At 58.5% G+C, this 18,030-nt stretch carries 16 protein-coding genes; 9 read left to right on the top strand and 7 right to left on the bottom strand.

The genetic code is table 11. From position 1 onward, the window contains the following. The 4 genes from VFN25_RS00845 to dnaA all read right to left on the bottom strand — a co-directional run. The coding region (locus tag VFN25_RS00845; protein WP_325137807.1) for an ATP-binding protein at positions 1 to 1,242 on the bottom strand (1,242 nt) is incomplete at its 3' end. Positions 1,243 to 1,317: 75 nt separating this feature from the next. Then, positions 1,318 to 2,391 (bottom strand): DNA replication/repair protein RecF, encoded by a 1,074-nt coding sequence (recF, locus tag VFN25_RS00840; RefSeq protein WP_325137805.1) that lies wholly within the window; start codon positions 2,389 to 2,391, stop codon positions 1,318 to 1,320. Between the two features lie 76 nt (positions 2,392 to 2,467). Next, complete coding sequence (dnaN, locus tag VFN25_RS00835; RefSeq protein WP_325137803.1) at positions 2,468 to 3,568, bottom strand: DNA polymerase III subunit beta; 1,101 nt, start codon at positions 3,566 to 3,568, stop codon at positions 2,468 to 2,470. Positions 3,569 to 3,775: 207 nt separating this feature from the next. After that, a complete protein-coding gene (dnaA, locus tag VFN25_RS00830) occupies positions 3,776 to 5,098 on the bottom strand; it encodes a chromosomal replication initiator protein DnaA (RefSeq protein WP_325137800.1) in 1,323 nt (440 codons plus the stop codon). A gap of 167 nt (positions 5,099 to 5,265) precedes the next feature. Here dnaA and rpmH point away from each other — a divergent pair, with 167 nt between their 5' ends. The 9 genes from rpmH to VFN25_RS00785 all read left to right on the top strand — a co-directional run bounded on the left by rpmH (position 5,266) and on the right by VFN25_RS00785 (position 15,211). After that, a complete protein-coding gene (rpmH, locus tag VFN25_RS00825; protein ID WP_092408490.1) occupies positions 5,266 to 5,406 on the top strand; it encodes a 50S ribosomal protein L34 in 141 nt (46 codons plus the stop codon). A gap of 19 nt (positions 5,407 to 5,425) precedes the next feature. Further along, the gene (gene rnpA / locus VFN25_RS00820; RefSeq protein ID WP_325137795.1) at positions 5,426 to 5,806 is read left to right on the top strand and encodes a ribonuclease P protein component; all 381 of its coding nucleotides are present in this window, start codon (positions 5,426 to 5,428) and stop codon (positions 5,804 to 5,806) included. Positions 5,807 to 5,915: 109 nt separating this feature from the next. Continuing rightward, positions 5,916 to 7,643, top strand: a complete 1,728-nt coding sequence (gene yidC, locus VFN25_RS00815) for a membrane protein insertase YidC (protein WP_325137793.1) — start codon at positions 5,916 to 5,918, stop codon at positions 7,641 to 7,643. 42 nt (positions 7,644 to 7,685) lie between these two features. Then, entirely contained in the window at positions 7,686 to 9,032 is a 1,347-nt protein-coding gene (gene mnmE / locus VFN25_RS00810; RefSeq protein ID WP_325137791.1) for a tRNA uridine-5-carboxymethylaminomethyl(34) synthesis GTPase MnmE, read from the top strand. A 40-nt stretch (positions 9,033 to 9,072) separates the two neighbouring features. Beyond that, positions 9,073 to 9,687 carry a YdeI/OmpD-associated family protein gene (locus VFN25_RS00805; RefSeq protein ID WP_325137789.1) on the top strand — a complete coding sequence of 205 codons (615 nt, stop codon included), beginning with the start codon at positions 9,073 to 9,075 and terminating at the stop codon, positions 9,685 to 9,687. Between the two features lie 91 nt (positions 9,688 to 9,778). After that, positions 9,779 to 10,471: a glutathione S-transferase N-terminal domain-containing protein gene (locus VFN25_RS00800; protein ID WP_325137787.1), complete on the top strand. Its 693-nt coding sequence runs from the start codon at positions 9,779 to 9,781 to the stop codon at positions 10,469 to 10,471. Between the two features lie 63 nt (positions 10,472 to 10,534). Beyond that, positions 10,535 to 12,772 carry a S9 family peptidase gene (locus VFN25_RS00795; protein ID WP_325137785.1) on the top strand — a complete coding sequence of 746 codons (2,238 nt, stop codon included), beginning with the start codon at positions 10,535 to 10,537 and terminating at the stop codon, positions 12,770 to 12,772. A 25-nt stretch (positions 12,773 to 12,797) separates the two neighbouring features. Beyond that, entirely contained in the window at positions 12,798 to 13,331 is a 534-nt protein-coding gene (locus tag VFN25_RS00790) for a LemA family protein (RefSeq protein ID WP_325137783.1), read from the top strand. Beyond that, on the top strand, positions 13,328 to 15,211 hold the full coding sequence (locus tag VFN25_RS00785) for a DUF2207 domain-containing protein (protein WP_325137781.1): 1,884 nt from the start codon (positions 13,328 to 13,330) through the stop codon (positions 15,209 to 15,211). The genes VFN25_RS00790 and VFN25_RS00785 overlap by 4 nt, the downstream gene beginning before the upstream one ends. A 124-nt stretch (positions 15,212 to 15,335) precedes the next feature. On the opposite strand, the gene VFN25_RS00780 is transcribed toward VFN25_RS00785, so the two are convergent. The 3 genes from VFN25_RS00780 to hslU all read right to left on the bottom strand — a co-directional run bounded on the left by VFN25_RS00780 (position 15,336) and on the right by hslU (position 17,885). Beyond that, positions 15,336 to 15,683, bottom strand: a complete 348-nt coding sequence (locus VFN25_RS00780; protein ID WP_325137779.1) for a DUF971 domain-containing protein — start codon at positions 15,681 to 15,683, stop codon at positions 15,336 to 15,338. 121 nt (positions 15,684 to 15,804) lie between these two features. Continuing rightward, positions 15,805 to 16,419, bottom strand: coding sequence for a hypothetical protein (locus tag VFN25_RS00775; RefSeq protein WP_325137777.1), 615 nt, complete (start codon positions 16,417 to 16,419; stop codon positions 15,805 to 15,807). A gap of 128 nt (positions 16,420 to 16,547) precedes the next feature. Then, positions 16,548 to 17,885: an ATP-dependent protease ATPase subunit HslU gene (hslU, locus tag VFN25_RS00770; RefSeq protein WP_325137775.1), complete on the bottom strand. Its 1,338-nt coding sequence runs from the start codon at positions 17,883 to 17,885 to the stop codon at positions 16,548 to 16,550. Positions 17,886 to 18,030: the final 145 nt, after the last annotated feature.

Below are 18,030 nucleotides of genomic sequence, written 5' to 3'. Positions count from 1 at the left end.
GGCGGGATCTTTTTCCTGGCAGTCCGCCAGCTTTCCAGGCAATCCGGCAATATCGAGCGCACCCTTGCGTCGCGTCATCTCACGCGCTTTGCGTGCCGCTTCACGTGCGCGCGCAGCATCGACGACCTTGGCGGCAATGGCCTTGGCCTCATGCGGATTTTCCAGCAGGAACTCTTCGAGCTTCTGGTTGATCGACGATTCGACGATGCCCTTGATTTCACTCGATACCAGCTTGTCCTTGGTTTGCGACGAAAACTTGGGATCGGGCATCTTCACCGACAACACGGCAATCAAACCTTCGCGCATGTCATCGCCGGAGAAACCGACCTTGGCGGTCTTCTGCAAACCGGCCTTGTCGATGTAGTTGCTCAGGGTCCGGGTCAGTCCGCTGCGCAAGCCGGCCAAATGCGTACCGCCATCCTTCTGCGGAATGTTGTTGGTGTAGCAAAGACAGGTTTCCTGGTAGGAATCGGTCCACTGCAGCGCCGCTTCGACCGTGATTGCATCGCTTTGAAGGGTGAAATAGACGACCTTCTGATGCAGTGGTGTCTTCAACTGGGCCAAATGCTCGACGAAAGAGCGGATTCCTCCGACATACTCGAACACATCGTGGCGCTCGCTGCGCTCATCAGTGAGCTCGATACGCACGCCGGAGTTGAGGAAAGAAAGCTCGCGCAGGCGCTTGGCCAGGATTTCGTAATGGAACTCCACATCCGAGAAAACCGACCTGCTCGGCAGGAAGCGCACGGTGGTGCCGCGCTGTGATGACGCGCCGACGACCTTGAGCGGAAATTGCGGCTCGCCCAGCTTGTATTCCTGATAGTGCTCTTGACCGTCTCGATGAATGGTCAACCAGAGATGCTCGGACAAGGCGTTGACGACCGAGACGCCCACCCCGTGCAAGCCTCCGGAAACCTTGTAGCTGTTGTCATCAAACTTGCCGCCGGCGTGCAGAACGGTCATGACGATTTCAGCCGAGGATCGACCTTCCTCGTGCATGCCGACCGGGATACCGCGGCCATTGTCGACCACGCTGACCGAGCCATCGACGTGGATCGTCACCGAAACCTTGTTGGCATGTCCGGCCAGGGCCTCGTCGATCGAGTTGTCGACAACCTCGAATACCATGTGATGCAGACCGGAGCCATCATCGGTATCGCCGATATACATGCCCGGACGTTTGCGGACGGCATCAAGGCCTTTCAGAACCTTGATTCTGCTTGAATCGTATTGCTCGCTCATGGGACTCCGCTGTTATCAGCCGCCACTCGGCGCAAGCTGCGCCAGACTCGTGACACAAGCCCGGGATTATAGCAGTCAGACCATGATTTGGCCGTGTTCCACGTGGAACACACGCAAGCTAGAGGACGAAGCATCAAATACTTGGGGTCGTTCCGTCCCGCTCAAAAGGACCTGGGCGCCACTAGCCTGCAGTTGACCTATTACTTCGGTCTGATGCGCAAGATCGAGCTCCGAGGACAGATCATCAAGACACAGAATCGGCCATTCACCCACCTGCTCCGAATAGAGCTGCGCCTGCGCCAGAACCAGAGCCAATGCACACAGCTTCTCCTGACCCCGTGAGAGGTGCTCGCGTCGGGGCGCCCTGTCGAAGCTTATCGACCAATCTGCCCGATGCGGGCCACGCCCGGTAAAGCCTCGTTCGCGATCCCGACTTCGCCCTTCCCCCAGCGCATCGGCGAGCGACAGATCAGCCTTCCATCCTGAATCCAGCGACAGTTGAAACTCCCCAAGCTCACCGAGGAAACGTTCCAGCAATGGCGCCAGATAGGCGTGCAACGCATCAACATAATTCCCACGCAACAGAGCGATCCGCTCGCCACAGGCAGCAAGCTCGATCTCCCACGGCTCGAGGTAATCATCGCCACCGCCATCTCGAAGCACCTTGTTTCTCTGTCGCAAAGCGCGCTGGTATCGTCGCCATTGCTCAAGAAAATCGGGTTCCACGTGGAACACACCCCAGTCGAGATAGCGCCGTCGCTCCTCGGCAATCCCGTTGATCAGCTCATGCGAGCCCGGTTCAAAGCAAACCACCGCGCAACATCTGACCAATGAGGCTATTCCCACCACCTCACCGTCTGCTCGCGCATCAAGCTTTCCGCCACGCCGGGCCAAACCAAGTCGAACCTCAGAACCGTCCGAACGTCGCAAACGGCCAAAAACCGAAAAGCCCTGGCTTCCAATGCGGCTCAGTGAATCCCTGAAGCTCCGTCTGAACGATCGACCATGAGACAGCATGAACGCCGCTTCGAGGACACTGGTCTTGCCCGCGCCGTTGGCACCGGTAAAAACATTCCAGCCAGGAACCAGCTCCAACGTCTTATCCTCAATGATGCGGAAATCGTTGATCCGCAGTTCATTCAGACGCATTCGACAGTCCCCAAAAATATAAAAACCCGCGCAACCGTCGCTGCGCGGGTCCCAAGGCCGATCATGCGCATCCGCGTCAGAGTCGCAAAGGCATCACGACATGCTGGGTGTCATCCGAGTCTACCTTGCGCAACAGACAACTCGATTGCGCATCACGCAGGCTCAGAATGATCTCCTCTCCACTCAGCGCGGCGAGAGCGTCCATCAGATAGTTCACATTGAATCCGACACTGAGGTCCGACACTGTGGTGTTCACCTCGAGCTCTTCGACCGCCTCCTCCTGTTCCGGGTTGTGCGCGACGATGCGCAGCTTGTCCGGACTGACATCCAGCTTGACCCCGCGATACTTCTCGTTGGAAAGAATAGCGGCTCGTTGCAAGGCAAAACGAAACTCCTCGCGACCCAGACGCACTTCCTTGTCGGCACCGATCGGAATGACTGCCTCGTAGTCCGGAAAGCGTCCGTCGATCAGCTTCGACGTGAATGTAACCGAGTCACGACGCACACGAATGTGATTGCGCCCCAGTTCCAGCTCGACCTGACCTTCACCCGCTTCGAACAAGCCCTGCAGTTCAAGTACGCCCTTGCGCGGAATAATGATCTGGCGACGCGCGGAAACCTCCTTCTCCAGCTCCGAATCACTCATCGCCAGGCGATGGCCATCGGTGGCCACACAGCGCAGTGTCTTGTCGCGAAGATCCAGCAACAGACCATTCAAGTAGTAACGAACATCCTGATGCGCCATGGCAAAAGCAGTTCGTGCGATCAGGCTCTTGAGAACCGATTCGGCCAGACTGACACGTTCGACGACTTCGATATCATCGATGGTCGGAAACTCGCTGGCCGGCAAGGTCGCCAGGGTAAAACGACTACGCCCTGCACTCACCGATACGCGATCACCATTCAACTCGATCTTGACCCGGGCGCCATCCGGCAGAGCTCGACAGATGTCGAACAGCTTTCGCGCCGGAATCGTGACTTCCCCCGGCAACAGATCTTCTGCGCCAACCCGCGCAACCATCTCGACTTCGAGATCGGTACCGGTGAAGGAAACACCGTCATCGGTGACGTTGACCAACAAGTTCGAAAGAACTGGAAGTGTCTGACGTCTTTCAACAACACCAACAACTTGTTGTAGCGGTTTCAGCAAGGCCTCGCGAGGAAGAATGAAGCGCATGATCGGTCCCTTCCTGTTTCTGATTTTGATCTGATTAAAGAATAGTGGTGGTAGCAGGTCCGCTGGATAACTCAAAAGCCAGCACAAAACCTTTTATTTTCAATATCTTGAAGATAAATCTTGTCGTGGACTAAGGGTCGGTCCGGCTGTGCATCGTCTGTGGATAATTCTAACGCTTTCAATAACCCCCAGGTTGTCCACAGCTAATCAACCGGTCAAGTTGCGAACCAGTTTGTCCCAATCCTGATTGAGTTTGCCATCGGTTTCCTTGAGATTCCTGATTGTCCGGCAGGCGTGCAGCACCGTCGTATGGTCGCGCCCACCAAAAGCGTCCCCGATTTCAGGAAGACTGTGCTCGGTCAATTCCTTGGCCAGTGCCATGGCCATCTGCCGCGGCCTGGCCACCGAGCGACTGCGACGCTTCGAGAGCAAATCCGCAATGCGCAACTGGTAATACTCGACGACGATCTTCTGGATATTCGAGATCGTGATCGCCTGCGCATGCACCGTAAGAAGATCGCGCAAGGTTTCCTGGGCAAACAGGACATCAATCGGCCGCCCGCCAAAATGCGATCGAGCTATCAGGGTATTCAGAGCGCCTTCAAGATCGCGGACATTCGAACGCATGCGCTTGGCGATCAGGAACGCGACATCCTCGGGAAGATCGACCCCCTTGCTGGCCGCCTTGCTGAGCAGGATGGCTGCTCGTGTTTCGAAATCCGGTGGTTCGATGGCCACTGACAAGCCCCAGCCGAGGCGGGACTTGAGACGCGGTTCAAGATTCTCGACCTCTCGCGGGAAACGGTCGCAGGTCAGAATGATCTGTTGTTTGCCATCAAACAGCGCATTGAAGGTGTGGAAAAACTCTTCCTGGGTGGTGTTCTTGCCGGCAAAAAACTGAATGTCATCGATCAGCAATGCATCGACGCTGCGAAAGCGACGCTTGAACTCGTCCATGTTCTTTGTGCGCAACGCATCAATCATGCTGCCGACGAACTGCTCGGAGCGCAGATACAAAACCTTGCAACGCGGGTTGTTGTGACGCATCAAATTGCCGGTGGCGTGCATCAAATGGGTCTTGCCAAGGCCGGTGCCCCCATACAGGAGCAAGGGATTGAATGCGCTGCCCGGGTTTGTCGCGACCTGAATCGCGGCCGCCTTGCCGAGTTCATTGGTCTTGCCTTCGACAAAGCTGTCAAAGGTGTAATTCGGATCGAGATTGTGCGCATCGACCGAACGCTCGATGACCTTGGCCGCACTCGCCGGCTTCTTGACAGCGGGTTTGCGCCCGCCAACCGCGCCAACCCCCAGATTGATCTTGACCGCTGCACCATGCTGGTACTCGATCACTGCCCGAATTCGCGCAAGAAAGCGCTCACGGACGACTTCCAGCGTGTAATCATTGGGCGCAAGCAGGTGCAAGCCGTCCTCACTTTCGCGAGCCTGCAAGGGTTTCAGATATGTCTGCACATCCTCGGGCCCGAATTCCGTTTCCAGGCGCTCGATGCAGCGCCCCCAAAGCTCGCTCATGATTCCTCGATGTTTTAGCTGGAACGACAACGTCTGGGAGCAGTGCTCCCGGCGCGAACCGTGCAGTCTACTCGCGCACCAGCGAGACACGCCAGCGACACGCCTTGACTCGCACACTATCGCACGCCTATCATTCGCGCCCTTTTCTCCAAGCCTGGCGCCGACTCATGGCCACCAAACGTACCTATCAGCCGAGCAACCTCAAACGCGCCCGTACCCACGGTTTCCGCGCCCGCATGAAGACCCGTGGTGGTCGCGCCGTCATCAACGCGCGTCGAGCCAAAGGCCGCAAGCGTCTCGCCGTCTGAAATCGCTGTCTGCGGTGGCATGGGGCAGTTTGCCTATCCGCGCACCGCGCGACTGCTCAAGCCCGGTGATTTCGCCGCGCTGCGAGGCAGCTCGAAACGCATCGGCGTCCGCCACTTTCTGGCCGAGTATTCAAGCAACAAACAACCGACTAGCCGACTTGGCCAGGCGGTTTCTCGTCGTGTCTCCAAGCGAGCTGTAGACAGAAATCGAATCAAGCGGCTCGTTCGCGAAAGCTATCGTCATGTTCTTGCCGATCTGCCGTGTGTCGATATTCTGCTGATCGCCCGATCGAGTGCGGTGAAAACGCCTTCCGCAGACTTGCGTGCAGATCTTGCCAGTCTCTGGAAAAAGCTCGCGACGTTGAAGGCAGCGCAAGGCACCGGCACAATGCGCGGCTGATCGTGCATTAACACCGCGCTATTGTGCCGCCGTTGCCCGACAACCCGGGTCGCGACACCCTCCTCTTTCGCCGGAGTCCGGCGAGCTCGTCGAAGAAACCGAAGCCGCCATGAACAATCCCCGCACCTTTCTGCTGGTTGCCCTGTTTGCCCTCGTCTATCTGATCTATTCGCAGTGGCAGATCGATTACAACCCGCAGGTCAAAACACTAGCACCGACCACCAGTGTTGCGCAGGATGAGCCAGGCGCCACGCCGGCCGCGCAAGCAATTGCGCCGGCTAGCGGGGAGATTCCGACAGCGAGCACGCCGACCCCCGCAGCAGCGACCGCCACTGCACCCGCCAGCTCGACGATGAGTGTGTCGGCCAATCCGATCGTCGTCACCACCGATCTGTTGCGCGTTGAAATCGACCCGCGTGGTGCCAGCGTGATCAGCGCCGACCTGCTTGCCTATCCGGAGAAGCAGAAGCAACCGGAGCGGGTACGTTTGCTCGATCCAAGCCCGGAGCACTATTTCGTCGCCCAGAGTGGTCTGGTCAGCAACAGCAGTCCGGCACCGAATCACGAGACGATGTTCGAAGCCGCGACCCGCACCTACAAATTGGCGGATGGACAAAACCGCCTCGAAGTCCCGTTGACCTGGCAAGACGCTTCCGGCATCACGGTGACCAAAACCTTCGTTTTCGAGCGCGGCAGTTACGTCATCGAGCAGCGCCAGCAGATCAGCAACCACAGCGCAACGCCATGGGTCGGCAACGCCTATCGGCAGCTTCAGCGTGTTCCGCTGATCATCGACAATTCGGGTATCAAGGGCTATACGAATACTTCGCGCTACAGCTTCATGGGTGCAGCCTGGTACAGCCCGGAAGAAAAATTCCAGAAGCTGGCTTTCGACAAGTTCAACAAGGAACCGCTCAACCAGAGCGTTACCGGTGGCTGGGTCGGCTTGCTGCAACACTATTTCTTTGCCGCATGGATTCCACCGGCAACCGAAGTCGACAAATTCACCACCACCGAACTCAATGGCAACACCAAACGCTATCTGGTGCGCAGTCAGTCGCCGACACTGACCATTCCTCCCGGCTCGGAGGACAGCTTCAGCGCCCGCCTCTACGTCGGTCCGAAACTGCAAAGCACACTCGACGACATTGCCCCGGGGCTGGCCAAGACTGCCGACTACGGCATCTTCACCGTGATTTCCGAGCCGCTGCACTGGCTGCTGTCGATGTACCACAAGCTCACCGGCAACTGGGGCTTCGCCATCATCTTGCTGGTGCTGACGATCAAGGCGGTGTTCTTCAAGCTTTCCGAGGCGCAATACCGCTCGATGGCGAAGATGCGCAAGATGCAGCCGCGCGTGGCGTCGCTCAAGGAACGCTACGGCGATGACAAGCAGAAGCTCAATCAAGCCATGATGGAGCTTTACAAGAAGGAAAAAATCAACCCTCTCGGCGGCTGTCTGCCGATGCTCGTGCAGATTCCGGTTTTTCTGGGTCTGTACTGGGTTTTGCTGGAAAGTGTCGAGCTGCGCCAGGCGCCGTTTATCCTGTGGATCCACAACCTGACCGCGCCGGATCCTTACTATGTGCTGCCGGTCCTCAACGCAGCGACGATGCTGGCCACGCAGTACCTCACGCCGATGACCGGCATGGATCCGCTGCAGGCGAAGATGATGAAGTTCATGCCGTTGATCTTCTCGGTGATGTTCGCCTTCTTCCCTGCCGGACTGGTCCTTTACTGGACTGCCAATGGCGCCATCGGTCTGCTCCAGCAATGGATCATCACCAAGCGCATCGAAGCGGGCGACAAACCCCTGGTTTCGGCCAGCGCCAAATAGCTGCGGGCCGACGCCAGCGACGAGACCGGCGGGTGACAGGCCATGAAACCGCAAGCTGAAACGATAGCCGCCATCGCCAGCGCCGCCGGCGCTGGCGGCATCGGCATCATTCGGGTTTCGGGTTTCAAGGCGCTTGATATCGCGACCACACTGCTCGGCCGAAAACCGAAGCCGCGCTACGCCCATTACTGCACGTTTACCCACGCTGATGGTGCGCTTCTGGATCAGGGTCTGTTGCTGTATTTCCCTGCACCGAACTCTTTCACCGGCGAAGATGTCATCGAGCTGCAGGTTCACGGCAGTCCGGTTGTGCTTGCTCTTTTGCTACGACGCGTTATCGCGCTCGGTGCCAGACAAGCCCGAGCGGGCGAGTTCTCCGAGCGCGCGTTCCTCAACGGAAAGATCGATCTGACCCAGGCCGAGGCCATTGCCGACCTCATCGCCAGCGGGTCGGAAGCCGCCGCCCGCGCAGCCGTACGCAGCCTGGATGGAGAATTTTCACGCCAGGTCCATGCGCTGACCGAGTCCGTCGTGCGCTTGCGCATCTGGATCGAGGCGGCGATTGACTTCCCGGAAGAGGAAATCGATTTCCTGGCCACGCCACGTCTTGTCGAGGACCTCGCCGCGCTGCGCCACGCGCTAGATGAATTGCTCGTCGCGAGCCGACGTGGAGTTCGTCTGGCTGACGGTTTGCATGTGGTCATCGTCGGCCAACCGAATGCCGGCAAATCGAGTCTGCTCAACGCACTGGCCGCAAGCGATCGTGCCATCGTCACCGAGGTAGCCGGGACCACCCGTGACGTCTTGCGCGAGATCATCGATCTCGACGGAACCGCGATCACCCTGGTTGATACCGCGGGACTTCGCGAATCCGAAGATCGCGTCGAGATCGAGGGAATCCGTCGCGCACGCATGGAGCTGGAACGTGCCGATCTGGCCGTGCTGGTCAGCAGCGACGCGCAGGTCGAAACCGATCTCGGCTTGCTCGACGGCTTCCCTGCAAACCGCGCCCGCATCATCATCCACAACAAGATCGATCTCGATACCAGAGACGCACAACGCAAGCTCATCGACAATGTCGTGCACCTCTGGCTATCCGCCAAAACCGGAACCGGCGTGGACCAACTGCATGCCGAGTTGCGCAACGCCGCCGGGCTTGGCGAAGGCGGCGATGGAGCGTTCAGCGCACGCAGCCGTCACGTCGAAGCACTTGAACGTGCCAGTGAACATCTGCATTCCGCCCGATACGCTCTATGCGAACAGCGCGCCGGTGAACTCGCTGCCGAAGAGTTGCGCCAGCTGCAACATGAGTTGGGAGAAATCACCGGAACCTTCAGCAGCGATGACCTGCTCGGCCGCATCTTCGCGGACTTCTGCATCGGCAAGTAATCGTCCATGGCGCTACCATGGATCGCAACCGGAGGTTTTCATGTCCAGCCACGATCCACGTATTGATGCCTACATCGCCCGCTCGGCGGATTTTGCCCGACCCATTCTTGAGCACCTGCGTGCCGTCGTTCATGCCAGTTGCAAGGATGTCGAGGAAACCATCAAGTGGGGTAGCCCGCACTTCCTGTATGCCGGGGCGATGCTCTGCCACATGGCTGCGTTCAAGCAGCACGTTGCTTTTGGATTCTGGAAATCGGCGCTGATCGACGGGATCACAGAAGAACAGAGGAGCCAATCGGGGATGGGACAGTTCGGTCGAATTGAAACCCTCGCCGATCTGCCCGCAAAGCGCGAACTGGCAGGCTTGATTCGTCAGGCCATGAAGCTCAATGAGCAAGGCATCAGGCGCGCGGCGCCAAAGCGCAATCCGAGGGGCCGGGCAGTCTCGATGCCTGCCGAACTTGCGATGGCACTCGCGGCCAACAAGAAGTCGCGCGAACAGTTTGAAAACTTTCCTCCAGGTCAGCAACGCGAGTACATGGAGTGGATCGCCGAAGCCAAACAAGCCGCCACCCGAAACCGTCGCTGTGCCCAGGCCATCGAATGGATGAGCGAAGGTAAACCGAGAAACTGGAAGTACATGAGCAAACGCTAGTGCTGCATGTCCGTCTTCGCCGGATTGGTCTCGAAACCCGCAGCAACGCGCACCATGCAGACTCGATCAGGCGCGTATCAAGGATCCCACGATGATTGATGTTCACTACTGGCCAACACCGAACGGCCACAAGATCACGATGTTTCTCGAAGAGGTCGGCCTCGACTACACGATCAAGCCGGTCAATATCGGCAAGGGGGAGCAGTTCGAGGCGGACTTTCTCAAGATATCGCCGAACAATCGCATGCCGGCCATCGTCGACAACGCTCCGGCCGATGGCGGCGCGCCGCTGAGTGTTTTTGAATCAGGCGCAATTCTGCAATACCTTGCCGAAAAGACCGGAAAGTTCCTGCCGACGATGTTGCGCGAACGCGTTGTCGTCAATGAGTGGCTGTTCTGGCAGATGGCCGGACTCGGTCCGATGGCCGGGCAGAATCATCACTTCAATCGCTATGCTCCGGAAAAAATAGCTTACGCCATCGAGCGCTACGAACGCGAAACGCGCCGACTCTACCGCGTTCTCGACAAACAACTGGCCGCGCACGAATTCGTTGCTGGCGCGAGCTACTCGATCGCCGATATGGCAGTCTATCCATGGATCGTGCCTTACGAAGCACAGCATCAGGACCTCAACGATACGCCGCAACTCAAGCGCTGGTTCGAGGCGATTCGTGATCGACCGGCAACCGTCCGCGCTTATGAAAAAGGCGAAGCGATCAGTCCTTCAGGCCAGCCGCTGAGCGAGGAGGCTAGGCGCAATCTGTTTCAGCGACCGGTCGATTGAGCGCGAACGCGGTATCAATCAAGATCAGGCATCGGGATAATCGGACGACCAAGGGAGGATTCGATGCGTGTCTTGTTGCTTGCTCTATTACTTTTGCCGGTCCATGTGATGGCCGATTCATTGACGCTTGAAGCCATCTTTGGCGGCGGAGGCCTCGATGGTCCGGTCCCGCGCGAGCTGAAGATTTCGCCAGATGGCTCGCGCGTCACATTCCTGCGCGCACGCGCCGACGACCAGAATCGCCTTGATCTCTGGGAGTATCACATCAGCGACAAGGTCACTCGACGCCTTGTCGATGCGGATACGCTGGACAGCGGCGCCGAGCTCAGCGATGCCGAAAAGAGTCGTCGCGAGCGCGCCCGCATCGCCGGACTGAGCGGCATCGTCAGCTATCAGTGGTCACCCGACGGCAAGTCGTTGCTGTTCCCGCTGGGCGGCAAGCTCTATTTGTACACGATGTCAGCGACAGCAGACAAAGCGGTCCGGGAATTGCCCACCGACGGCGCGTTCATTGACCCGCAGATTTCGCCGAAGGGTGGTTATGTTTCGTTTGTTCAGGGCCAGAATCTCAAGGTCATCGATCTGGCCAGCAACGAGGTTCGCTCGCTGACAACCGATGGCGGCGGGGTCATCCACAATGCCGAAGCCGAATTTGTCGCCCAGGAAGAAATGGATCGCAGCGAGGGCTACTGGTGGGCAGCCGATGATTCGGCAATCGCTTTCGAGCGCTATGACGAATCCCATGTCGCCGTGGTCAAGCGTGCCGAGGTCTACGCCGACCACACTGAAGTCATCAGTCAGCGCTATCCGGCGGCCGGAAAAAACAATGTCACGGTGAAACTGGGCCTGATTTCGCCGCAAGGCGGCGAGACTCGCTGGATTGACCTTGGCGAAGACACCGACATCTATCTGGTTCGCGTCAAATGGCTGCCAGAAGGCAAGCAATTGAGCTATCAACTGATGCCGCGCAATCAGCAAAGTCTGGAACTGCGTCTCGTCGACAGCGCCACGCTCGAGCAACGCGTGCTGGTCAGGGAGAGTAGCGAAACCTGGATCAATCTGAACTCGGATCTGCACTTTCTGAAGAATGATGATGCCTTTCTCTGGGCCAGCGAACGCAGTGGTTACAAGCAACTCTATCTGTATGGCCTCGATGGCAAGTTGCGCCACCCAATCAGTAGCGGTGACTGGAATATCGACAAGCTGCTCGGCGTCGATGAAGCTTCAGGCCAGGTCTATGTGCAATCCAACCGCGACTACGTCCCCGATACTCAGGTCTACGGGCTGAAGCTCGATGGCAGCACAGCGAATACACCGACCCGGGTGAGCAAGCGCAATGGAACCCACACGACAACCTTCGCCGAAGACGCTTCGGTCTATCTGGACAGCTTCAGCAATCCGGGCACACCGCCCCAGGTCAGCTTGCACTCGGCCGATGGCACTCGCATTGCCTGGATCGAGGAAAACAGACTCGATGACACGCATCCGTATGCGGCCTATCGCCAAGCGCACATCGCACCGGAATTCGGAACGCTCAAGGCCGAGGATGAGCAGACCTTGTACTACCGTTTGTACAAGCCAGCCGGTTTCGATCCGGGCAAACGCTATCCGGTATTCATCTTCTACTACGGTGGACCCCACGTACAAAAAGTCGTGCGCGCATGGGGTGATCTTTTCCTTGAGTTCATGGCCCAGCAGGGCTACGTCGTCTTCACTCTCGACAACCGCGGTATGGACCGGCGTGGACGCAAGTTCTCCGATGTCATCTATCGCCAGCTCGGCAATGCCGAAGTCCTTGATCAGCTGACCGGCATCCACTGGCTGAAGGAGCAACCCTGGGTCGATGGCGAGCACATCGGCGTGTTCGGCTGGAGCTACGGCGGTTACATGACGACGATGCTGCTGAGCAAAGCCTCGGCGGAAGTTGCTGCCGGGGTGGCGGTTGCTCCGGTCACCGACTGGACGCTTTACGATACTTTCTACACCGAACGCTATCTGTCGACGCCGCAGGACAACAAGGCTGGCTATATCCGCAGCGCGCCGTTTGCCTGGCTGGATGGACTCAGTTCACCACTGTTCCTGATTCACGGCATGGCCGATGACAATGTTCTTTTTTCCAATTCCACAGCGCTGATGTCGGAACTGCAAACGCGTGGCATCGAGTTCGACTTGATGACCTACCCGGGTGGAAAGCATGGTCTGTCGACAACCTCGATGAAACTGCATGCCTATCACGCGATCGTCAACTGGATGGACAGGCACCTGCAACCCTCGACCAAAAATCAGGCTGAAGAACCCTGAGTTCGCGCACGATGTGGAGCCCAACATGTTGATCGTAATTCTCGTTGCCATCGGCGTGGTCTTGCTGGGCGGCATCGTCATGTTCAATCGCCTGGTTGCCGATCGCAACCAGATGCGCGCGGCCTGGAGTGATATCGACGTGCAGTTGATGCGCCGTCACGATCTGACTCCGCAGCTGGTTACCGCGGTCAAGGCGTATGCCTCACACGAGCGCGATACCTTGCAGACAATCACCGAGCTGCGCGCGCGGACCAAGGCCGCTGCAGGACTCGCCGACCGGGCCAGGCTTGAGGATCAGCTCGGCAATCAGATCGAACGCCTGCTCGCCTTGCAGGAGAGCTACCCCGATCTCAAGGCGAGCGAAAACTTCATGCAACTCTCGCGTGATCTCGTTGCCATTGAGGATCATCTGCAATATGCACGACGCTTCTACAATGGTGCCGTTCGCCAACTGAATACCCGTATTGAACACTTCCCGGACCTGATCGTGGCCCGCCTGACCGGGTTCAAGCCAGGGGAGTTCTTTGAGGCCAATGCCGAACAAAGGAGCGCGCCATGATCCGTTTGCTTGCCGCCATCTTTGCCATGTTCTGTTGCCTGTCGGCGCATGCCGACGAACGCATTCTGGATTTCCACAGTGACATCGTCATCGCTGCCGACGGTTCAATGACGATCACCGAGACGATCAAGGTGAATGCCGAAGGTGATCGCATCCGCCGCGGCATCTATCGTGACTTTCCGACCGACTATCGGGATCGCTACGGAAATCGGATCAACGTGTTGTTCGAACCTCTCGATGTCACCCGAGATGGCCATCAGGAGCCCTGGCACGATGAAGGCCGCCCGAACGGCGTGCGTGTCTATTTTGGTAGTGCGAACGTCATGCTCAATCACGGCGAACACACCTATGTGTTTCGCTATCGGACCGCACGTCAACTCGGATTCTTTGCTGACCACGACGAGTTGTACTGGAACGTCACCGGCAATGGCTGGGGCTTCACGATCGACTCGGCCAGCGCCGAGGTGACTCTCCCCGGCAATATCGATCCTTCTCAAATCAAGGTCGAAGGCTATACCGGTGAACAAGATTCGAAGGCGCAGAACTACACCGCAAGCGTCAATGACGTCGGCCACGCAATCATCTCGACGACGCACGAGCTTCCACCCGGAAACGGACTCACCGTCGTCGTCAGCTTTCCGAAGGGCGTTGTTGCCGCGCCGACAACAAACCAGAAGCTGGCCTGGTTCGCTGCCGACAATCGTCGGGAGGCCGTACTCGCCGCCGGTTTGCTGATCCTGGTCGGGTTCCTGTACATGCAATGGCGCCGCGTCGGTGTCGATCCGAAAGGCGGCGTCATCATCCCCGAATACGATCCGCCGACCGGCATCTCACCCGCTGCCGCGCGCTATGTGCGACGCATGGGCTACGACGATCGCTGCTTTGCCGCCGACATGGTCGATCTCGGCGTCTGCGGCATGGTGAAAATCAGCAAATCGGAGAAATCCGTTTTCTCGATCGAACGAGCGAACAAGCCCGGAGCAGCGGTCCCCGATTCCGCACAAGAGCTCTATGACGGCCTGCTCGGCACAAGAACATCATTGGTGTTCAAGAACGAAAGCCATTCCACGATCGGCTCCGCACGCAGTGCGCACGATCGCTTTCTGAAGAAGACATACGCCAAGGACAATTTCCGTCGCAATGACGGCATTGGTTGCCTCGGCATCCTGATTTCCATCGCGGCGATCGTCGGCGCGTTTCTTATCGATCGCCTTTCGATGGCTCCGGAAGTCATCATTCCGACCGTCCTCACTTTCATAGCCGCGACTGCCGCGAGTACCGTCACCTACAAAGCCATCGCTGCCTGGCAGGATGGAGGCCGACCGATCGGCCTGAGCATTGGCGCATTGATTGCTGTCGCAGCGCTGGTTGTCGCCGCGGGGATACTGAGCCTGAATGCCAGCGTCCTGTTCGCCATCCTGGTTGCGCTGCTGGCCGGGATTCAGGTGCCATTTGCATACTGGATGCGCGCACCGACCGTGCAGGGTCGCAAGTTGCTTGATCGTCTCGAAGGACTTCGCCTGTATCTCGGCGTTGCCGAACGCGACGATCTGGCCCGGGCCAAGGCGCCACCGATGACTGTCGACGAATACCAGCGCCTGCTGCCGTACGCGCTCGCGCTTGATGTCGAGAAAACCTGGGGCGACAAGCTCGCCGATGCGATTGGGCCAGCCGCGGTTGCTGCTGCCGCGGCGGGCATGGCCTGGTATGCCGGCGACATGGGTCGAGGTTTTGATGCGAGCAGTTTTGGCAGCTCGCTCGGTTCCAGTCTGAGCAGCGCAATCAGCTCCTCGGCAACCGCACCCGGATCGTCCTCGGGCGGTGGCGGCGGTGGATCGTCTGGCGGCGGTGGCGGCGGCGGTGGCGGCGGTGGCTGGTAGAGAGGCCGGGATTCGGGATTAGGGATTCGCAACAGCGAAGCGCGCTTCGGCTGTTGCATCTACGGCTTTCAACAGCCGAACGGCTGGTCATCCCACATATTGAATCCCGAATGCCGGCTCAATCTCACCCCAAGCGCGACTTTCCCGCGGCATCGAGCGCGGCGAGGTATTCGGTCCAGTTCTTGTCCTGATCGCGACCGAGTTCGTGCAGTACATCCCAGGAAAAAATTCCGGTCTGGTGGCCGTCGCTGAACTTGAGCAGGACTGCGTAGTTGCCGACCGGAACGATCTCATCGATGGCGACATCCTTCTTGCCCCCAACCAGCACCTTGTTGCCGTGTCCCTGCACCTCGGCACTCGGTGAATTCACGCGCAAATATTCCGCAGGCAGGCGAAAGCTGCTGCCGTCATCAAAGCCGACTTCGAGTGCATGTGAAGCGCGGTGCAGGGTGAGCTGGGTTGGGGTAGGCATTTTCTGGGGGAAATCGAGAATGGGAAATCGGGATTGGGTCAAGGCAGAGCAGAAGCGAGAAGCAGCAAACCGCGCTGAACGGCTTTTCCCACTCCCGATTTCCCACTCCCCACTCCCGGCCCTAGTGCACCGAATCCGAGCGCGGGACGCGGGGACTCATCGGGTCGATCGGGTTGCCGGCGACCTGCCAGAGCGCTTCGAGATAGCCGGTGCCGAAGCCAATCGAGGCGATTTCATCGAAGCCGTAATCTCCGGCGTCGTCATGCCAGTGCGCATTCGGATCAACTTCGCGCAACAGCAGCGCATCGCTTTCGATACCGGCCAATTGACCGATATAGCTGACTTCGCCGTCTTCATCCTCGACCACGTTGACTGACAACAAGGGCGCAAAGAGCATTGCGGCCTTGGCGATACTTGGCCAGTCATCGAGCGGGAAATCCTTCGGAATCATCAAGGGCTCATCCCGCAGCGCCAACGCCTTTTCGACGAATTCGCGCGAGGGGTCTTCTTCGATCTGGCTCAAATCAGCGATTGTCACCACCACATAACCATCAAAGCGCATGGCGTCACCGACTTCGGCGATCAGGCAGAAGTCGCGCGAAAGGCCAATGACATAGCCGTGAATCCAGCCAGGCTGGATGCGTTCACGGGCCAAGCGCATGGGTATGCGGGCTTCAAGTGCCTCGCGCAAAACAGCGCGGACACCCCGGGATTTGAAAGGAACAACAGTACTCATGGCGCTATGGTCGGATGAATGGCTTGTCGCCGCAACTGCGGCGACGGGAGTGGGGAGTGGGGAGTAGGGTGTAGGAAGGGCGAAAAGCCAGGGATCGCGAGCTTTGCGGTAACCATTCCCTATTCCCGCTACAGAATGTAGCGCGACAGATCCTCGTCCCTGACGAGTTCGCCGAGGTGGTTGTCGACGTAGGCGGCGTCGATCACGAACTTGCCGCTTTCGTGATCGCAGGCGGTGAACGAGATTTCGTCGAGAAGGCGCTCAAGTACCGTGTGCAGACGACGCGCGCCGATGTTTTCGGTACGCTCGTTGACCTGGAAAGCGACTACGGCGATGCGCTGGATGCCTTCATCGGTGAACTCAAGTTCGACGGCTTCGGTACCAAGCAGGGCGGCATATTGCTTGGTCAGGGCGTGTTGCGGTTCGCTCAGAATCCGTTTGAAATCCTCGGCGTTGAGCGCGCTGAGTTCGACACGAATCGGAAAGCGGCCCTGCAGTTCCGGAATCAGATCCGAGGGCTTGGCCAATGAAAACGCACCGGAAGCGATAAACAGGATGTGGTCGGTGCGCACAATGCCATGCTTGGTCGATACCGAGGAGCCCTCAACCAGCGGCAGCAGATCACGCTGCACGCCCTCGCGGCTGACACCGGCTCCACTGAACTCGCCGCGCTGCGCAACCTTGTCGATCTCGTCGATGAAGACGATCCCGTTCTGCTCACAGTTGTAGATCGCTTCGGTCTTGATTTCCTCGTCATTGACGAGCTTGCCGGCCTCTTCCTCGATCAGGACGGGTCGAGCCTGGGCGACGCGCAGCGTCCGCTTCTGCGTTTTCGAGCCGGATAGCGACTGGAACATGCCGTGCAACTGGTTGGTCATCTCCTCCATGCCCGGAGGGGCCATGATTTCGACCCCGACATTGAGCGCCACGTCGATCTCGATCTCGCGATCATCGAGTTGACCTTCGCGATATTGCTTGAGCAGCTTCTGCCGCGTTTCCGCCGCGCGCTCGTCCACCTGCTGGGGCTCGTTGGCAAAACCAACGCTTTGCCGCCGTGGCAGCAGCGCATCGAGGATGCGATCTTCGGCGCGATCCTCGGCTTGTGAGCGCACGCGCGTCTTGGCTTGTTCACGCGCCATCTTTACCGCGGCGTCGGCGAGATCGCGAATGATCTGCTCGACATCCTTGCCGACGTAGCCAACCTCGGTGAATTTGGTTGCCTCAACCTTGATAAACGGTGCATTCGACAATGCCGCCAGACGCCGGGCGATTTCGGTCTTGCCGACGCCGGTCGGACCGATCATGAGAATGTTCTTCGGCGTCACCTCGTTGCGCAACTCGGGTTCGAGCTGCATCCGCCTCCAGCGGTTGCGCAGGGCGATCGACACCGCCCGCTTGGCCGCATTCTGGCCAATGATGTAACGATCGAGCTCATGAACGATTTCGCGTGGGGTCATGGATTGCATTGTGTGGGTGCCGGGTTTCTCTGGTTGTTTCGGGATGATGAAATTTGAGGCGCTATGTGGTTTGAGGAACCGGGAGTGGGGAGTAGGGAGTGGGGAGTGGGAAAAGCACAAGCGAAAGGCTACACGCTCCGCTTTCCTATTCCCT

The organism is Dokdonella sp. (genome assembly GCF_035703485.1).
GTDB lineage: Bacteria > Pseudomonadota > Gammaproteobacteria > Xanthomonadales > Rhodanobacteraceae > Dokdonella.
This window is presented reverse-complemented; position numbering and strand designations above follow the sequence as displayed.